Annotated in this window: 8 protein-coding genes; 1 reads left to right on the forward strand and 7 read right to left on the reverse strand. The window is 63.2% G+C overall.

Annotation, left to right across the window (positions count from 1 at the left end; translation table 11 throughout):
* The 7 genes from HY962_01575 to HY962_01605 all read right to left on the reverse strand — a co-directional run bounded on the left by HY962_01575 (position 1) and on the right by HY962_01605 (position 16,330).
* Entirely contained in the window at positions 1-2,982 is a 2,982-nt protein-coding gene (locus HY962_01575; GenBank protein MBI5645594.1) for a glycoside hydrolase family 92 protein, read from the reverse strand.
* Positions 2,979-5,387, reverse strand: a complete 2,409-nt coding sequence (locus tag HY962_01580; GenBank protein MBI5645595.1) for a family 20 glycosylhydrolase — start codon at positions 5,385-5,387, stop codon at positions 2,979-2,981. The genes HY962_01575 and HY962_01580 overlap by 4 nt, the downstream gene beginning before the upstream one ends.
* Before the next feature lie 117 nt (positions 5,388-5,504).
* Positions 5,505-8,282: an alpha-galactosidase gene (locus tag HY962_01585; GenBank protein ID MBI5645596.1), complete on the reverse strand. Its 2,778-nt coding sequence runs from the start codon at positions 8,280-8,282 to the stop codon at positions 5,505-5,507.
* 39 nt (positions 8,283-8,321) lie between these two features.
* Positions 8,322-10,322 (reverse strand): alpha-L-fucosidase, encoded by a 2,001-nt coding sequence (locus HY962_01590; GenBank protein MBI5645597.1) that lies wholly within the window; start codon positions 10,320-10,322, stop codon positions 8,322-8,324.
* Between the two features lie 83 nt (positions 10,323-10,405).
* Positions 10,406-11,509 (reverse strand): carbohydrate-binding family 9-like protein, encoded by a 1,104-nt coding sequence (locus HY962_01595; protein ID MBI5645598.1) that lies wholly within the window; start codon positions 11,507-11,509, stop codon positions 10,406-10,408.
* 27 nt (positions 11,510-11,536) lie between these two features.
* Positions 11,537-14,284 carry a prolyl oligopeptidase family serine peptidase gene (locus tag HY962_01600; GenBank protein MBI5645599.1) on the reverse strand — a complete coding sequence of 916 codons (2,748 nt, stop codon included), beginning with the start codon at positions 14,282-14,284 and terminating at the stop codon, positions 11,537-11,539.
* A gap of 129 nt (positions 14,285-14,413) precedes the next feature.
* Positions 14,414-16,330 (reverse strand): PAS domain S-box protein, encoded by a 1,917-nt coding sequence (locus HY962_01605; protein MBI5645600.1) that lies wholly within the window; start codon positions 16,328-16,330, stop codon positions 14,414-14,416.
* Positions 16,331-16,775: 445 nt separating this feature from the next.
* Between HY962_01605 and HY962_01610 the strand changes: the two genes are divergently transcribed.
* Positions 16,776-18,920, forward strand: coding sequence for a tetratricopeptide repeat protein (locus HY962_01610; protein MBI5645601.1), 2,145 nt, complete (start codon positions 16,776-16,778; stop codon positions 18,918-18,920).
* The last annotated feature ends 347 nt before the right edge of the window (positions 18,921-19,267 follow it).

A 19,267-nucleotide genomic window follows, 5' to 3' on the forward strand; every position in this document is an offset into this window, starting at 1 on the left:
TCACTGCTTCCGTTTCGAAATGATGATCTCGTCCGCAAAAATCCAGGCCTTGCCGCCCGCACCTTTGTGCCACGCGGGGCAGCGTCCCACGTTTTTCGCCGTGACACGCACATACCGCGCGCCGACCGTTCCCGACATCTCGAAGATCTTCATCAGCGCGCCTTCCTTCTCCTCGGGTACGGTGTTCATCACGGTGCGTTCGTTGTTGAAGTGCACACCGTCGGTCGAAAACGCGAAGGTCACCGAACGAGGGAAAAAGATCCACGCGTTGTGATCCTGCACACAACTGAGCCCCACGGCGGTTATCACGGCGCGCGCGCCGAGATCGAGCGTCACATCGAGATCGTTTTCCTCCCAGCCCTGCCAGCCGCCGAGGCGGAAATCGGCCCTGCCGCGCACGCCGTCGACGAGGGCCTGGTCGCCCCCGGCCGCATAATGCGCTTGATACGGCGTGTTGATTCGCACCGTGCCCGCGGGCACATGCCGCGTGAACACCCCGCGCACAACGCCGCTGCGCCGCCCGTCCTTCTGCGTGTACGCGCTGATCACCGCGTCGGAACGGAGTGTGATCGGTCCGCGATACGGGGTGTAATCGGCCGGACCTGGGTTTTCAACAGTCGCCACGAGTAGTTCTGCCCCGTCGCTGTAATTCGCCACGGTGACTGACAGACTGTCGCGAAAGGACGCTGCGCTCGCGACGATGGCGGGCGCGATCAACGCGTCGTTCTGCATCGAGGAGTGCGGACGCGTTGCACGTGGCGCCGCGAGGCCCTCGTCGTCGTTGCCCGCATCGCTGCACACAAAGGTGCCGCCCGCCTCGATGGCCGCGTGATCGAGATACCACTGTGCATACTCTTGTCCGTTCAAGGTGCGCCGCCGCACGACATGGTTCTTCGATTCCATGCGCATCGTGAAAGTGCGGCCGTTCTCGAGATTGATACGCGCCTCGGGGAACAGCGGAGAACCGAGCACGTATTCCGTGCGGCCGGGACACACCTGGTACACACCGAGCGCACTCATGACATACCATGCCGACATTTGTCCGCAGTCGTCGTTGCCGCAGATGCCCTCGGGCGTGTTGTGGAACAGCGAGTCCATGATCTTGCGCGCGAGCTGCTGCGTGCGACGCGGCTCGCCGGCATAGGCATAGAGATAGGCCGCGTGATGGCTCGGTTCGTTGCCCTGCGCGTACTGCCCTATCATGCCCGTGATGTCGCTCTGTTCCCTGCCCGCGAGCGACGAGGCGGTGGTGAACAGTGTGTCGAGTTTCCGCACAAAGGCCGCATCACCGCCAAAAGCCCGTATCAATCCATCCACATCCTGCGGCACAAAAAACGAATACTGCCAGGGATTCGCCTCGGTGTAATGATTCGTCACGGCGGACGGATCAAACGGCGCAGCCCAGCCGCCGTTTATGCGCGGGCGCATGAATCCTGTGCCCGGATCGAACAGATGTTTCCACCCCTGCGCGCGGCGCGCGTATTCGGCAGCGTCCTTTTCAAAACCGAGCGACTGCGCGAAGGCCGATATACACCAGTCGTCGTATGCGTATTCGAGGGTCTTCGACACGGATTCGCCCTCGTCGTCGCCGGGGATGAAGCCGTACCTGTTATAGGAACGCAATCCGAAACGATCAGCCGTGGCGCCCTGTTTCATCAGCGCGAGCGCCGTCTGCATGTCGAAGTCGGTGATGCCCTTCATCGCCGCGTCGACAATCACGGGCACGGAGTGATAGCCGATCATACACCAGGTCTCGTTCGCTGCGAGTTCCCACACGGGAAGCACACGCGCCTCGCGGCCCTTCGCCACCATGGACCGCACAAAGTCGCGCGTGCGCGCGCGGTCGATGATGGACAGCAGCGGATGCAGGGCACGGAACGTATCCCACAGCGAAAACACGGTGTACATGGTCCATCCCTCGGCTGTGTACACTTTGCCGTCCATGCCGCGGTAGCGTCCGTCGATATCGCTCCACACATTCGGAGCGACCATCGAATGATACAGCGCCGTGTAGAACACCGCGCGCTGCGTCTCGCTCCCTCCCGTGATCTCGATCTTGCGCAGTTCTTTCCGCCAGGCGGCAGCGGCGGCCTCGCGCGTAGCATTGAAATCCCATCCCGGATTTTCGGCCTCGAGATTTTTCCGCGCGCCGTCCACGTCCACCCCCGACAGCGCCACCTTGACAAGCAACGGCGCGCCGTCGGCAGCGCGAAATTCGAGGCGGGCGCGCAGACCCTTCTCCGCCGTGAGCGCGCGCGTGTCGGACTCGTGTTCAAAATCCGTCATGACCGCAGCCACCACGGGCCGCGAGAAACGCATCACAAAAAAGACCTGCTGGTCCTTTGCCCAGCCGGCGGAGCGGCGCAGACCGACGGCTTCGGTATCGCTGACGAGCCGGAATTCGCAGCCGCGCGCGCGGTCGGGTCCGAGTCCGTGCTGCAGGTCCACCAGCAGCGCCGCGGCGCTTCCGCGCGGAAACGTGTAGCGGTGAAAGCCCGTGCGCAGAGTTGCGCTGAGTTCGGCGCGCACGCGGGTGTCGCGGAAGGTCACGTCGTAATATCCCGGCGTCGCCCTTTCGTCTTCATGCCGGAAAGCCGCGCGTGTGCCGCCTCCCGGTTTTGCGCCGCCCGGAGGCACAAGCGCCGTGCCCGCGGCCACGGGCAGCACGAGCACGTCGCCGTAATCAGGCACGCCGGTGCCGGACAGATGCGTGTGGCTGAAACCGAGTATCGTGCTGTCGGAATGGTGGTAGCCGCCGCAGGCATCCCAGCCCTCGACGCGTGTATCCGGCGAGAGCTGCACCATCCCGAAGGGCACGGTTGCTCCGGGAAAGGTGTGGCCGTGCGCGCCTGTTCCGATAAACGGATTGACGGAGCGGAGCACGTCCTGCGCCGAAACCGACGGACACAACACTGCCGCACACACACACAGCACAGCAGTGGCGCGCGATACGATGCCTCGGACAAATCCCGTGTGTGTCATGGACGGCGCTCCTTCGGAAGGACTTTGGGTGAATCGGGCAGGCCCATCACTCCAGGCATGGGCGCGTCAATAAATTTTGTGGTGTCGACCAGCATGGACGGATCGATGGGGTGTTTCCCGGATGCGGGTCCGAGATGTACACCGTGTGCGTCAGGTGTGGAATCGTCGACCAGATCAGCCGCCTGCATCCAGAGTTCGAGCCGCTCGTCGCCGCCACTCTCGAAGTAGTCGAGGGTGAAGGGATGCAGGCCTTTGGCGAGGCGCACGGTGCCGCTGCGCTCGCGGCTGCCGTGCAGACCGTCGTTGTCGATGAGCGCCGCGTCGCCAATCGAAAAGCGGCTCCCGTCGTCGGAGACGAGGAAAAACGTGTAGCTGCCCGTCGCGGGGATGTCGAGAGATCCGGAGAATCGGATCCCATACTCGTCTGCACGTGTGGGAACGAGCCGTTTGTCGAGATCGTAGATGTGTCCCGTGCGGGCGGGCGTGAGCTGTGAGAAATCAGGCAGCGAGGTCCAGCTCCCCTCGTAGTATGCATACTTCACGCCGTTGCGCGCGCGGTCGACGGTGTAGAACCAGCTCTGTGTCGGCGTGCTGTTCCGTCCGTCGGGCATAAAAAGCCGCGCCGAAAGTGTGGTGCTTCCGGATACGGGGATCGGGCTCTGATAACGTTCCGATTCCGCGGTCACGTCGCTGCCGTCGCGTGTGAAGCGGATGTCGGCCCCGGGCACGGGCGAACGGAACTCGGCCACGGTGTCGCCGAAAATCACTGTGCGTCCCTCGGGACCGATGGGATTCGGGACGCGGTAGTTGAGTCCGCGTGCCACAAAACGGGCGTACTGCGGTGCCATGCGCCGGTGGAAACTCTCGAGCGAACGGCCCTGCTTCGGCGACCACAAGACTTCGGCCAGCGCGCACAGGCGCGGCAGCACCATGTACTCGGCGGTCTTCTCGTCGGGTATCCATTCGGTCCACAGATTGCCCTGCGCGCCGAGCACGTGCCGCGCTTCGTCGGGAGTTAATGCCGCGGGGACGGGTTCGAACATGTACACCGTGTCGGCGGGAATATAGCCGCCGGCCTTGGTGGGCTCGCCGCTGCGCCCCTGCGCGTAGTCGAAGTAACAGTGTGATGTGGGTGTCATCACCACATCGTGGCCCGCTTTGGCCGCCTCGATTCCGCCCGCGACGCCGCGCCACGACATCACCGCCGCGTTGGGCGCAAGACCTCCCTCGAGTATCTCGTCCCACCCGATAATCCGCCGCCCCTTGCTGTTGAGGAATTTTTCGACGCGCTGAATGAACCAACTCTGCAGTTCGTGCTCCGTCGCGAGTCCATGCTGCTTCATGCGCGCCTGGCACTTGGCGCAGGCCTTCCAGCGCACTTTGGGACATTCGTCTCCGCCGATGTGTATGAACTTCGACGGGAACAGCGCGAGCACTTCCGACAGGACGTTTTCGAGGAAGGTGAACACCTTGTCGTTGCCCGCGCAGAGCACATCGTCCTCGACGCCCCACCGCGTACTGACCGCGAAGGGTCCGCGGGTGCAGGCGAGTTCGGGATACGCCGCAAGCGCGGCGACGCTGTGTCCGGGCATTTCGATCTCGGGCACGACGGTGATGAAGCGCTGCGCCGCGTACTCCACCACCTCGCGGATTTCCTTCTGCGTGTAGAATCCGCCGTAACGCGTGCCGTCGCCCATCGTTTCGCCGCGCCATGCTCCCACGCTGGTGAGCTTCGGATACTTCTTGATTTCGATGCGCCAGCCCTGGTCTTCGGTCAGATGCCAGTGGAAGGTGTTGAATTTGTAGAGGGCAAGCAGGTCGATGTACTTCTTGATGAAGGAGACGGGGAACATGTGCCTGCCCACGTCGAGATGCATACCGCGCCACGAGAAACGAGGCGTGTCGACGATGGAAACGCAGGGAATGGTCCAGCGGCGCCGCACGGTACTGGTGTCGAATTCCGGCGGAAGCAGTTGCAGCACCGTCTGCATGCCGCGGAAGACACCCGCCCAGGTCGCGGCCTTCAGTTCGATGTTTGTCGGATGCACGTTGAGCCGGTATCCCTCTAGGCCGAGCCGTGTGTCCGTCGAATCGCGCTCGATGGTCCAGGCGCCGCGCAATTCCTCGGTGGTGTTGGCGAGATTCAGCGCCGCCCCGGCGGAAGCCACGGGCAGGCGCTCGCGCATCCGGATCACAAAATCGGAAATCCCTGGAGGCACATTCTCGGGCGTGCGCAGTGAGTAGAGCACGGTGGTGTGCTCGTCGAAGGTGAAGGACTGCTGTGTGAACCCAAGCTCGACGGGCCGTGGCACGATACGCTCGAGGATGGGATTCTGTCCCAACAACGCGGGAGCCGCCGTCGCAAGAAGGAGTATGCAGTGCGTGAGGCGCGTGTACGATTTCATATTTCCTGCTCCGATGCTTGCGGAATATTACGAAGAGGATGTGAGAGGAGGAATCCGCCCTTCCGCGGCACGCCGTCTGCCGACCATGCGGATGCGCGCGGAATGGAAACGACGCCGCTATTCCGCGGTGGCGCGCAGATCCACTTCGCCGAGGCGCACGTGTTCGCGCACAACCGCGCGGGCCAGTGCCAGGCGCGGCAGGGGCGGCTCCACGATCTCGTCCCCGGTGGTCACGACCACGTCCACCTGCGGCTGTTTCTGGTCGCAGATCGCGTACGTGGTTGCGCGACCGTTCCATTGGCCGTCTCCACCCCGTACGGTGAAACGCAGGCGTCCGGCATTTTTACCTGTCACGGCCGGGCGGGTGTACCATACCGAGTTGCCCTCGCCGTCGAGCCGCGTGAGCGTCGTTGTGCTGTCGACACCTTCCCAGGTAACCACCACTGTGTCCTTCTCGTCGGTGTTGGCCGGGGTCAACAGCACGGCCAGTGTCGCCGAACGCACACTGCGGTCGATCGAGAACTCGAGGTCAGCATACCGGCGGGCGGAGTCGGGACGCAGCGTCACGCTGTTTTTCGGCACGGGCAGCCGGCCCGATTCGGTGACCTGCAGGAGCTGCTGCATCGTTGTGGACCGCCCTTCCATCGTCATCGTCGACACGGTGCCGGGATTGAGCAGCACGAGTTCGTCGGCTTTTCCGTATAAAGAGATCCGATACTCCTGTGCATTTGCGGCCGTGGCCACGAAGGGCACCCCGGCGATCAGCGGACGCCGCGCCTCGCGCAGCGGATACACCTCGTACACCGCGGTCTCGTAGCCGCCGAGGGGCAGACTCATGGATTCGCCCGATTTGAAGAGCCGCGGACTGATCCATCGCTCGGGATATACCTTCTCGACCACCAGTTCCTGCGCGTCGGCGTCGACGCCGAAGGCGTGTGTGAGCTGTACTTTCAGCGCGCAGTTGTCCACCCAGGGATTGCGCGCGGCGATGATGCCGCGGGTGCCGCGGAAATGCATGTATCCGTAGGCCTCGCGCCTGCCCGGATCGCCGCCGATCATTTCCGTGGTCGAGAGCACGGGGAAGCGGTCGCGCGCCCAGCGCAGCGCGGCGGCAAGCACGTCCCACTCCGGCTCCGACAGCCGGTCGGGCGAGATGTACAATTCCCACATCGACACGCCGCGTGCGAGGTACATCATCACCTCGTTGTTGAAACTCTCGATCGGCTCGCTGTCTCCTCCGCCGCTTTCGAGCGTGCCCTTGATGATGCCGTGTGTCATGAGGTTTTCCATGGGAAACCAATTGTCCTGCTTGCGCAGTCCCTCGTACAGCGTGCGGTCGCGGTAGGTGATGGCCGCGTCGCGCTGCTGCAGCGAGGGCACGTCGGCGTAGGCGTGATCCTCGCCCTGCATCCAGATCTGATTCGCCGCCAGCAGCCACCAGGGGCTGAGCCAGGTGCCGGATGTGATGTTGAGGTACACGTCGGGCCGTGTCTCGCGTGCTGCTCGCGCGAGCGAGAATACCGACTGCACGCCCGCACGGCGCGAGTAGATGCCGGCGGCATGGCCGTGATCCGCTTCGCTGCACGAGAACTGAAATCCGTCGAGTTTAAAGTAGCGCGCGCCGACGGCGTCCAGCGCGTTGCGGAGGCGCGTGCCGAGCAGTTCCGAATATTTCTTTCCCGCGATGCAGAGCATGGCGTCGCGTGTGCCCGCGCTTGTCACCTCGTAGCCGTGATTCTTCATCCACTCGATGCGGCGCGAGCGGAAGGAGTAGCCGCCCGTGGGCCCGAACCAGAGACCGAGCCGCGTGCCCGATTTGTCGAGTTCCTTCATGATGGGATCGAGGCCATTCGGAAATTCCCGCGCGCGCAGCACCCAGTCGCTGGCGTAGTCGTCCCAGCCGTCGTCGAGCACAAAGGCGTCGAGCGGTATACCGTGTTTTTCGATGAGGGTCTCGCGCAAGCGCGTCGCGATGCGCAGCACATTCGCCTCGTTCATGCGGTTCTCGGCGGGCACGCGCGGGTACTCGGTGGAACGCAGATCGTACCACGAATTGTACAGCAGATACGGCCGCGGATCCGCGACGCGTATCTCGCGCACGTATTCCATAAACCAGCGTTTCACGGCGTAATCCGGCACCGCCGCCGATACGGCCCACGCGCCTTCAAATCCCGCCGCGGTGATCTTCTCGCCCGCCTCCTGGCGGGAAAGCAGACGCAAGCGCTGTCCGGTCTGCGTGAGACGCGTTTCGGCGGCCGGATACTCGAGTCCAAAAAATGCCGCGCCGTCGAGCGACTGCAGCGCGGCTGGCTGCCCAAAGCCTCCGTCCTTGACGATCTTCGCGCGGCCCGCGACTGCGCCGTCGCGCGTTGCGAGGTACTGCAGGAAATGTCCGCGGCCGCTGCTGTCGCGCAGCGTCACCTTTCTGCGCAGCACAAAATCGTTGTCGCGCAGGCGGTAGGTGAGGCGCAGATGCATCGGCCGGTGAACACAGGCCATGTCGAGCCACAATTCCATCGAGCCGTCGGTGTCGGGTTGAAACGACACGGCGCGCACGGTGAAATCGCTCTTTGTGAGTGTCACGGGATTCTCGGCGTTCTGCTCGCTCTTGGGCGCCTGCCAGTCGGTCCACATGATCTCGGCCGCAAAGTCGCCGTCGGTCTCCACGGCTACTGGCGATGTGCCGAAGCCGTGCGCCCAGTCGGGCCGCGCCACAAGGCGGTCGAGCACGAGGCGACCGTTCTCGAGCACCACGCTGCATTCGACCTTGTCGTTGGCGAGTGTGAGCACGGTGCGCGCGCCCTCGTCGCGCTGCGCGGTGACGATACGCTGCGCGGCGGCGCGAGGAATGCAGAGGACACAGAGAAGAAATATGATGGAGAGTCGCGTGATCATGGCGGATCTACAATGCTGTGGTGTATGGCTCGGTGGTTGTCACCGCAGGTCGGCGGTGTGGAAAAGAAGCGGACGTGGATCGAATTTTTTTCCCGATCCGTCGCGCAGGGAAAGGCGCAGTTCGCGGTCGGCGGTGCCGTTGAAGTAGCGGATGCGGATCCGATGCACGCCCCTGCGCAGTGCGACGGAACCGCTGCGCAGACGTATGCCGTGGAAGCCGTCGTTGTCGACAACAGTCGCGCCACCTACTTCCAGCACGGAGCCGTCGTCGGAATCGAGGGTGAAGCGGTACACACCGTCGGCCGGCACGCGCACGTAACCGCGGAAGTCCATCGCAAAGTGTTCGTCGCGCTTGCGGTCCGTCAGCGACACTTCGCGCGCCGTGCCCGACGCGGACACTGCAACGGTGTCGAGCGACGGCGCGGCGCTCCACTGCCCTTCGGCGTAGCGCCAGGCAAGGCCGGGCAACAGAGACGCGGTCTTGTCGGCGGGACGCGGCTGATGCCGCTCGAAACGGCGCTCGATCACCGGCCCCACAGCGCTGCCGCGGAACCAGCACCGGGCGCGTACAACGGCGCTGCGCGTCAGCCGCAGTGGTCCCTGATACACGCGCCATTCCCCCGCGCCGCTGGAATCGGACACACTGATCCGATATTCAGCGCCCTTCGGCGCCTGGCCGAGAGTCACTATGAGCTGGTCGATGAAAATGTCTGCAGGCGCCTCGATACGCGGCGGCACAAAGACGACCGGATCGCCGATGTATTCGAGCACCAGCACGGGTAAAAACGCATCCTGCGGCACCAGCGGCACACTCAGCGACACGGTGTCGCCGTGATGATCGGCGCGCAGGCCGCGGAATTTTTCCGCGAGCATGTAGGCGCGCGCCGGAGCCGTCCCGAGTCCCGGCACGTGCAGCACGCCGTCGGCGGGCCATTGGAACACGTGCAGGTACAGGCGCGTTGTGCCGTCGGTGAGCCGCTTCATGGTGCAGCGGCCCCAGGGCGTGTCGTGAAACGGCGAATAGGTGGTGCCGTATATGGATTCGCCGTTGGCATGCATCCACTTCCCGATCTGTTCGAGGCGCTGCACCGAGGGTTTCGGAATCTGGCCCAATTCGTCGGGCCCGACGTTGAGCAGGAAGTTGCCGCCCTTCGACACCACGTCGGCAAGTGTGCGGATCAACTCGCGAGTGGATTTCCATTGCGTGTCGGCTGCGGCATACCCCCAATGGCCGTTCATCGTCATACACGTTTCCCAGTCGAGGCCGTCGAGACGCGATGCGGGCACCTGCTGTTCCGGCGTGCCGAAATCGCCCGCGCCGCCGGCCTCGCCGTCCACTCCCGCCATTCCGAGCCGTCCCTTGCCCACGCGGTTGTTCACGATGATGTCGGGCTTCCATGTGCGGAGCTGCGCGTACAGCGCCCTGCCCTGCTCCTCGCTCCACTCGCCGATCCATTCACCGTCGAACCAGAGCACCGCGGGATTGTAGCGGTCCACAATTTCCTTCAACTGCGGTATCATTGTGCCGTCGCGATAGCGCGGGAAGGCGGCGCCGTTGGCGCCGGGGTGATGCCAATCCATGATCGAATGGTAGACCCCGAATCGGATCCCCTCCTTTTCGCAGCCGTCGGCGAGTTCGCGCAGCACGTCCTGCGTAAAGGGTGTGGCGTCGGCCACGTCGTACCGCGTGTGTGCCGAGGGCCAGAGGCAGAACCCGTCGTGATGTTTCGAGGTGATGACGATATAGCGCGCGCCCGCCTCGCGCGCGATGCGCGCCCAGGCGAGTCCGTCGAAGGCCGCGGGTTTAAATTTCAGTGCAAGTTTCTCGTATTCCGACGCGGGAATTTTCTCGTTGTACATCACCCATTCGCCGCGGGCGGGAATGGCGTACAGTCCCCAGTGGATGAAGATGCCGAAACGTGCTTCTCGCCACCAGCGCATACGCGCATCACGCGCCGCCGCCGATTCGCGTACTTGCGCGTCGGCTGTGCCGCTCAACAGCACGGCGACGTACAGACAACACAACAGCACTGCGCGCAAAAGCGGCCGCCTCCGCGAGCCACGCTCGTTGCGGGATTCGCTGTCCGCGTCTGTATGCACCCGACGCCCCACTCCGCGCTGCGTCACGGCTTGCGCACGCGCAGCGCGGCGTCGTGCGACACACTCACCACCACGGCCGTCTCGCCGCCGTTGCGCACGCCGCCCTCGATGATGTAGCCGTCGCCGGAGCGCCGTATCATGGGCTGCGAGGTGAACAGTCCCTCGCGCGCGACTGGAGCCCCGAGCGCGCGCAGATCGGGCGCATACTGTTTGCGCTTGTCCTTGTACGTCCGCTGCATGTAGTACAGCGACATAAGGTAACTCTTCGCCTCGTGCAGGGGATCCTTCGGCAGCACCTGCGGCGCGGAATGATCGCGCGGTTTCACGAAGTGCAGATAGCCCCACATCTCGGGACGGTGCATGTCGATCACTCCCTGCGGCGCCCACACCCAGTTGTCCTCGCGTATGCCCTCGCGCTTGACGTAGCGGTTTTTGTCGATCTCCGCGCGCCATTCGACACGCGAGAAATTGATGCGCCACACGCCGCCTTCCGCGACGGCGGGAAGCGGTTCGCGGCCCGCGTTGAAGGAACGGAATGGGATCGCGATCTCGAGCGTCCACCCGGTGTCGGTGTCGCGGGGATCGTTGATGGTGCCGTACAACTGCACGGCGGTGCGTATCCCGTCGAAGTCGAAGGCGTCGCGCGCGGAGCCGCCGTCCTTGTACGGGATGGGCAGGAACAGATCCCAGCCGGTGTTGTAGGCGTTCATCTCGAACTCGTAGTACTCGTGCGAGTCGCCGTTGGGATCGATGAAGACTTCGAAGTCGTTGTCGTAGAAAATCACAGTGTCGCGTTTCAGCAGCCGTGCCCACAGATGCGGTTCCTCCAGTTCGGCCGCGATGTAGAGATGGCTTTCATCCCACAACATCTTCACGCGGGTCTTGTAGCGCGGCTTGGGTTTGCGCGCGCCCTCGATGTCGAGGAAGGAGTCGGTCCACGGTGCGTCCATCCACGTCACGTCGTCGAGGCGGCCGTCGATGGCCGGGGGCGCGAGTGTCTTCATACACGGATACTGTTTCGGATGTGTGCCGAGCAGCGCGGGCGCGGTGATTTGCGCGGTGAGCGGAAAGCCGGCCAGCACGCACAGCGCGGCCGCAAGAAGGGCGGGTCGGAAAGCGACTCTCATGGAAGTCCCTGTGTGGTCGGAAAGTGTTTAGCGGTCCTGGGACCAGACGAATTCACCGCGCTCGATGCTCCAGTCGTTACCGAAAAATCCGGCGCAGACAACACCCGATTCGCCGTCGAGCAGCATGGCGGGTCCGGCGATAAACAGATCCGGGAAGGCCACACCGGCGGAGAGGTACGCGAGGCGCATCGTGGTGCGTAAACCCTGGAGGCCGGTGCCCGATACGGCACCGACGGAACAGGCCGGATCACCCGGCCGAGGATATAAAAACAGGACACACAGATCCGATTTTTTCACGGACCTGCCGCCGATGCGCACCTCGCCGCGTGTCACCTGCACCGGACAGTTCCCGAGCAGCGGCTTCCATGCGCCGTTGGTTGTCGCATTTCCGTAGAGGATCACGTTGCGGCCCGCGTGGGCCTCCGGCGAGAAGTCGCTGTCGGCGAGCACATCGACGGAGCCGTTCCCCTGATACCAGAACTGCTCCGCGTCCGCCCGCGCCTTCTCGAAGGCCCAGCGGTTTTCGTCCTCGCTCCCGCGTGTTCCATACACAAATACCATCGAGTTCCTGAAGGCGTCCTTGAAAGGACCGCCGCGCTGCGGACTTTTCAGCGCCGCATTGCTGGCGCCCGGCACCCAACCCGCGCCCGATCTGGTGAGAACAACACGCTGGGTTCCCAGCGCAAGAGCGAACGGAACAGCCGGCTGTCCATCCAGTTCTACCCACACACTGTCCGTTCTTTCGAGAGGAAGCGTCTCGAGAGCGAGCTGCGACACGTTCTCGGTACTGCCAATAAATCTGCCCAGTTTCGGATCCACGCGGATGTTGATACGAGTCGGCATCCACGCCTTTTCCTGCTGCAGTATTTCGGCCCAGTCGCAGCGCGACGAGACGGCGGGGCTGGCGGTGGTGAATACCACACTCCGCACTCTTTTTTTCTCGGGACGCGCGTGCCGCGCGAAAAAGTCCATCATCGGCGCCCAGTCGAGGCAGTCCGATCCCGGCTCGGGCGATTCGTCCCACCAGTGGCCCTTGCCGGGCACTTCGCGAAACACGTAATCCATGTTCAGCGAATCGAGCACACGCACCATGGCGCGCGCCTCCTCTACCGACACGTCGTCGTCGTCGGTGCCGTGCAACACGTAGCTGCCGAAGCGGCGCGCATTTTCGGCCATGAAGTACGTGTCGCTGGGCAGCGCGGCGCGCTGCAGCATGAGCCCCATGGGCGTGCGGCTCAGCGGCGGATTGTTGTGCCTGTACGAACGAAACGAAATCCATCCCGCGCTCGGACCGATGGCGGCCCAGCGGTCGGGATAATGAAATCCGAGCTGCCAGGTGCCGTGACCACCCATAGAATGTCCGCTCAGATACACACGCGCGGGATCCGGCGTGTACGTGCGCATGGCGATGTCGAATACTTCGAGCGCGTCGAGCCGGCCCCAGTCTTCCCAACTGAATCCGTAGGGACGCCTGTTGGTGGGTGCCACGATGTTGGCCCAGGTTTTCGAGGAATACGCCGAGGCATGCCCTATGGCCTCGACACTCGCGCCGTGTAACGAGAACAGCAGCGCGGGCGGCGTGCCGCCGACAGGCGACACGGGATTGACGGCGTAATATTGCACGCTCCCGTCGATGCCGCTCGTGAAGGTCTCACGGCGCGGCGCGCTGGGCGGCACGGTTTTGAGCGTGATGGTGACGGTGTCGTAACGCTGCAGCACCTGCGCCGCTTCTGCACTGCGCATCGAGGCCGAGGCCAGGCGGAGCTGCACCTGTATCGGTTCCCTGCCCGCGGGTGTATGGATGCGGAAGTCGAAGGGCACCTTGCGCAAGGCCATCGCGGGAATCTCGGGCACGGGTGTTTCGATCCATCGATCACTGCCGCGTTCGGAACATTGCAGCACGGCGCCGCGGAGCGGCACATCGCGACGATTCACGATGATCACGGCGCCCGTGTCGCGTCCGGTGTACCCCTCCACAATGTCGGGCACGGTCAGGTCGCGCGTGTTGAAAAAGATCTCGGCATCCCGTACCGTCGCGCCCGGAGTGGAAGCGACACTCACCGTGCCGTCGGCCTTGCGCGTCATGGTGGACTGTTCGGGCACGGAACGCCGCACCACGGCCAGGCCCACCTTCAGCATCCCGCGCGCGCAGAGGAACAAAAGAGTGTTCCGTCCTTTTTTCAGCGCGACGGGAATGAGCGGATAGTTGAACTGCGGCGCCCAGGAGGGATACTCGTCCTGCATCTCGTACTGATTGCTCGAGCGGGGCGTGCCGTTGACGAACAGGAAGCTGTGTCCGCGGGCGTGCAACACCACGGCGGTGTCGGCGGTCGCGTCGATGGTGACCACGGCGTAGCCGCGGCGCAGGGCGGGATGACGGAACCAGCCCGCGCTGTCGGTTCCAGCGCGCTCCCAGGTGCCGATCACGGAGTCGCGCAGGCGGAGCTGCTCGCCGGCCTGCGGATCACGCCAGGCGCCTGTCACCAAGGCGTACGTGACGGGATCCCGCGAGGAGACAAGATCGAAGTGTCCCGGCGCCGCGGGCGCAACCAGAGCGCTGCGCAGCACGATTTCCGGATCCGATTCGGGAGCGGTCTGCCCCGGCGCATCAACACCGGCGAGCAGGGCAAGACACAGGAGCAACACTGCCACGAGACGGGAGTTGCGTGGCGGGAGGCGGAACGCGCGGACGATCATGAGATGATGTTCAAGGGATGGGGTGGACGCGGAACGGGCTGTAACCGCACCGGTGAGCCATGGACACGGGAGCGGCATAACGCCGCTCCGCAATATCCCGAAATCAGGGTCCACGACCAAAACGCCGCGCTCCGTCACATGGCTGCGGAAGCAGGAGCGACCCTGTGGCCACCGCTCCCGAATGCACGGTAGCGCGCGCCGGGCGACTCAGTTCGCGAGTTCGAAGCGGTGCGCCGACGTGTCGATACAGGGGAAGGAGACGGTGAACACCGTGCCCACGCCCTTGCGGCTGTCCACTTCGATGCGGCCGCCGTTGCCCTCGATGTATTTGCGTGACAGCGGCAGGCCCAGACCCAGACCTTCGTACGACCGCGTGAAACCGGTGGTCTCCTGCGAAAACTCGAGAAACACCTGGCCGAGATACTCGCTCGAGATCCCGATACCGGTGTCACGGACCTGCACACGCGCCTCGCCCGCGTCCACGAGCAAGTCGAGTGTCACGCGCCCTTCCTTCGTGAACTTGATAGCATTGTCGATCAGGTTGATGAAGGCCTGGTCCAGCGCGTAGCGGTCGGCGTTGATAAACACCGGTTCGCGGGTGCAGTACGTCATCTCGATGCCCTTCTGCTCGGCAAGATGCTGCATCTCGCGCACAAGATGGTCGAGTTCGGCGTTGACGTCGAGGATTTCCGGGTGGAACACGTACATGCCGGCCTGAATTTTCGAGGTATTGATAACATTTTCGACCGTGCGGGTCAGTCGTTTTGCACCCGCATCCAGCTGCGCGAACAGCTCGAGGTCGCCGGCATCCACCTTTTCACCGAGCACGGATCGGATCACCCCGGCATACCCGAGGATGATGTTGAGGGGTGTGCGGATTTCGTGCGACATGTTTGCCAGTATCGAGGCCTTGAGCTTGTCGGACTGTTCCGCGCGCTCTTTGGCCAGCCGCAGTTCTATCTCCATCTGCTTTCGGTCGGTGATGTCGATCACGGTGCCGTGTATCACGGCTCCCAGATCAGCGTCCTCAACCCAGGTCACGTTCTGTATCACCCATGCGAGCGTGCCGTCCACGCGCCGCAGATGCGTCTCTTCGTTGAATATGAAACGGTCGTTCCGCACTTGTGTGAGGAAGGCGCGCCGGTCTTCGGCCGACACAAACCAGTCCATCTCGGAATGAAACACCGCGTCCTCACGGCGCTCGTAGCCGAGCATACGCGCGAAGGCCTCGTTGCAATCCAGCAACTGGCCGGTGGTGGTGGCCTTGAACACGCCTGCGAGATTTCGTTCAAACAGCAGGCGATAGTGCTCTTCGCTTCGCTGCAGGGCACGCGTGGCTCGTTTGCGTTCGGTCACATCGCGGAACACCAGCACAACGCCGGCCGTGGCGCCCTTGTCGTCCTTGATGGGCGAGGCGCAGTCCTCTATCGGAATCGCTTCGCCGTCGCGGCGTATGAGTGTCGTGTGATACGCGAGTCCGACGGCCACGCCGGTGCGCAGCACGATGGACGCGGGCGACTCGATGGTGCGGTGACTCTCCTCCTGCTCGATGCGGAACACGTCCGTGAGGGCGCGGCCCAGTGCGTCGGCCTGCGTCCAACCGGTCAACTGTTCGGCGACGGGATTCATGAAGCGGATGTACTCGGATGTGTCGGTGGCAATAACCGCGTCACCGATGCTGCGCAGTGTGGTTCCCAGCCACTGCTGCTTCTCGTGAAGTTCCTTCTCCATCTGCTGTTTGTAGAGGGAGATTTCTATGGTGGAAAAGAGTTCGCGATCGCTGAACGGTTTGAGCAAATAGCCGTGTGAATCGATGATGCTGGCGCGCTGCAGGGTGTCGTCGTCGTCGTGCGCGGTGACAAAAATACACGGTATACCGTAGCGCGCCGTGATGATGCCCGCGGCCTCGATGCCGTCCATCTGACCCGCCAGACGGATGTCCATCAGCACGATGTCCGGCTCCTGCAGCATGGCTGCCTCTATGGCTTCCTCTCCGGTGGACACCACGCCGCAGGCGTGGTAGTTCCGCCTCTGCAACCGGCGCGTCAGGAGGGTTGCCTCTGCCACGTTGTCCTCGACGATGAGGATGCTCGCATTTCTGCCGTGAAGAATCTGTGCGGTCATGGTTTTCTCGCAATCGCTTGCGCAAAAGTCAGCGCAAAACTCTGTTCGAAGTATAGGTGGACAAAATCTGTCTCCCCTCTTCATTCAATAGTTATGCCGTTGCAAAAACAGCGAAATACGGGACGATTCGTGATCCGGTGATTTTATAGACGTGCAATTATTGCAATTCATTATAGAATCCGCACGCGAGGCAATTCGTCTAAGCTCTTGTCTTGGTGGATATTATCCCCATTCATTGATGCTGTATTCTCTGACGAATCGAATCTGAAACATATCTCGCAGTTTTTTCACACCTTGGACTTGCTCCTTTCGGATTCGGGACGTGCCGCGGGCATCACCCGATAATCCGCCCCCTCGCTTCGATTCGTGTTACCGACTCGGCTCCGGCCCGAAAAATCGCTGGGTATTCGAGAAATGATCGAAAATCGGTACCTTGTGCCCTGAAATGGCGGATCTGACGAAACATCGAGGTATACTGTTCCTGGCGGTGCTGGCGGCGGCGCTGCTACGGCTGGCAGGGGGATATCTGCCGTTTGAGCGCGTGTGGGGTGTTGCAACCCTCGCCTCCTTCTCCCTCGCGGAGCAGCTTGTGTGGACGCTCCTGCCGGTGTTGCTGGCTCTGCCTCGCGTGCAGGAACGTGTGGAGGCGCTGCTCCTCGCCGCGCTGCGCCTTTCAAAAACGACGGCGGGCAATCTTGCAGCCCTGTTGTTTCTGCTCCTCGCTGCGCTGGTGCTGCTTTTCCCGATGGACACATTTTTCTACGGTGACGGCGGCCTCCTGATCCCGCAAATTCACCGCCTTGCGGCAGGTCAGAACATCCAGTGGGATATCGTCCTGAATTATAAATCGTCCCCGCTCGCCGGTGCGCTGCTCTACCTGATCGCCTGGCTGTGGCCCGCCCTGCTGGGGCTGATGGGTGTTTCACTTCCCTCGCACGCGCTGTATCCGTTTCCTCTGCTCGGCGCGTTCTGTGCACTGCTGCTCGCGGTGTTTTTCCGCGCGCTGAAAGGCGAGCCGGGCACCGTACTCAGCCGCGCGTTGCTGCTGCTCGGCGGAGCGGGACTCCTGCAGTTTTTCGGGTATGCGGAGTTCTATCTCCCAGTGTACGTGTTTGTGGGCATCTTCCTTGTGCTTGCCGAGCGGTCCATCAACGGTCGAGGATCCAACGCAGCGCTCATTGCCGCGTTTGTCGCCGCGGTCGCTGCGCATTATTACGCGCTGGTGCTGCTGCCGGCACTCGTGTATGCGTTGCAGCCCGCGGAGGCGCGGCGCGGATCGTTGTGGTCCGGCCGCGGATATGTCCTGCTGCTGACTGCATTCTCCGCATCGATACTCGTCACAGGTCTGCTCAGCGGCATGATCGGAGCGGCATCACGATTCTTCATTCCAGTCGCGCCGCTCGAAACGCCCGCGGGCACGATCTACTACACTTTGTTTTCGCGGTACCATCTTGTCGACATCCTGAATATCCTCTTCCTTCTCGCGCCCTTCTCGGTACCGGTACTTGCCGCGATGTGGATAGTCCGCCGCCGCGACGCCGCGTCCGACATATTCCGCTTCCATGTACTCGCCACGCTGCCTTTCCTCGTGTTCCTGACAGTGGCCCATGTCACCCTGGGTTTTGCGCGGGACTGGGACCTCACCTCCCCGCTCGGGCCGCTGCTTCTGTTCCTCACCGTTACCGCACTTGAGCGTGGTGCGCCGCAGCCATCAAAAAACGGCGACGGTGCGGGCATCAGCGTTTCCTTTGCCGTGGTGATGCTTGTGTGGACCATCCCCTGGATACTGCTGCATCTGGACTCCGACAAAACAGCGGCGCGTTTCGAACGGATACTGGCGCTCGACGAAGGTCATATGCAGCGCGACAACGCGGTAAGCGGTTACGAGGCGCTGCGCAAGTATCATCAGAATCGCGGGCATATCGAGAAGGACGTGGCGTTGAGCAGGAAGAAGATCGAGCTGCTCGACTATCCCTCACTGTATCTCGTCCATCTCGCGAAGGCCTCGCGGCTAGCGCAGACGGATCCGCACCGTGCAACTGCGGAACATGAGTGGATGCTTGCGCGTCTGCACGAGGCAGCCGTCACGTTGCGGGTCCGCAAACAGCAGCGCTCCTACGCAATCTCGCGCACACAGATCGATTCCCTCGCCGAGGCCATCGCATTCCAGGCATACACTGAGCGGATCTATCCACCGTTGGAAACGGATCTCGCGGCATTGGCCTCGGTTACAGGTGGCACACATCCACCGCCCGCTGTGGAGGCCCTGCGGCTCTACGAACAGAAACAGTATGCCGAGGCGATCGAGGCCTTCCAGCGCCTCTTGAATCGGAATTTCCTCGATCCGCGCATCTACGTCTGGCAGGGCACGGCGCTCGCGCTGCTCGGTCGATACACGGAAGCGCTCGCGGTGTTCGACAGCGGCATCACCCATTTCCCCAACGACACGGCGCTCCTCTACACCACCGCGCGCGCGTACCTCTCCGCCGGCATCGAGCGTGCCCGCGCGCAATCATATCTCCTGCATTGCCTCGAAATCGGTGTCACCCCCGACCGTGAACGGGAGATCCGCCGCCTGCTCGGGGGTTGAGATCTCCCGCTGTCCTGCTGTCCCCTCGCGCTTCGACTCCGCTCAGCGAGACACAGGGGCGTTGTTCCGCTCCCGCTGTCCCCTCGCGCTTCGACTCCACTCAGCGAGACACAGGGGCGTTGTTCCGCTCCCGCTGTCCCCTCGCGCTTCGACTCCGCTCAGCGAGACACACCGCTCCCGCTGTCCCCTCGCGCGTCGACTCCGCTCAGCGAGACACAGGGGCGTTGTTCCGCTCCCGCTGTCCCCTCGCGCTTCGACTCCGCTCAGCGAGACACAGGGGCGTTGTTCCGCTCCCGCTGTCCCCTCGCGCTTCGACTCCGCTCAGCGAGACACAGGGGCGTTGTTCC

The sequence above is a fragment of the Ignavibacteriota bacterium genome, assembly GCA_016218045.1.
Classification (GTDB): Bacteria; Bacteroidota; Ignavibacteria; order SZUA-365; family SZUA-365; genus JACRFB01.

Excerpts from the sequence above, each read along its gene's own strand:
- HY962_01580 (MBI5645595.1), bottom strand. The coding sequence starts at position 5,387 with ATGAAATCGTACACGCGCCTCACGCACTGCATACTCCTTCTTGCGACG.
- HY962_01575 (MBI5645594.1), bottom strand. The coding sequence starts at position 2,982 with ATGACACACACGGGATTTGTCCGAGGCATCGTATCGCGCGCCACTGCT.
- HY962_01585 (MBI5645596.1), bottom strand. The coding sequence starts at position 8,282 with ATGATCACGCGACTCTCCATCATATTTCTTCTCTGTGTCCTCTGCATT.
- HY962_01610 (MBI5645601.1), top strand. The coding sequence starts at position 16,776 with ATGGCGGATCTGACGAAACATCGAGGTATACTGTTCCTGGCGGTGCTG.
- HY962_01600 (MBI5645599.1), bottom strand. The coding sequence starts at position 14,284 with ATGCCGCTCCCGTGTCCATGGCTCACCGGTGCGGTTACAGCCCGTTCC.
- HY962_01595 (MBI5645598.1), bottom strand. The coding sequence starts at position 11,509 with ATGAGAGTCGCTTTCCGACCCGCCCTTCTTGCGGCCGCGCTGTGCGTG.
- HY962_01605 (MBI5645600.1), bottom strand. The coding sequence starts at position 16,330 with ATGACCGCACAGATTCTTCACGGCAGAAATGCGAGCATCCTCATCGTC.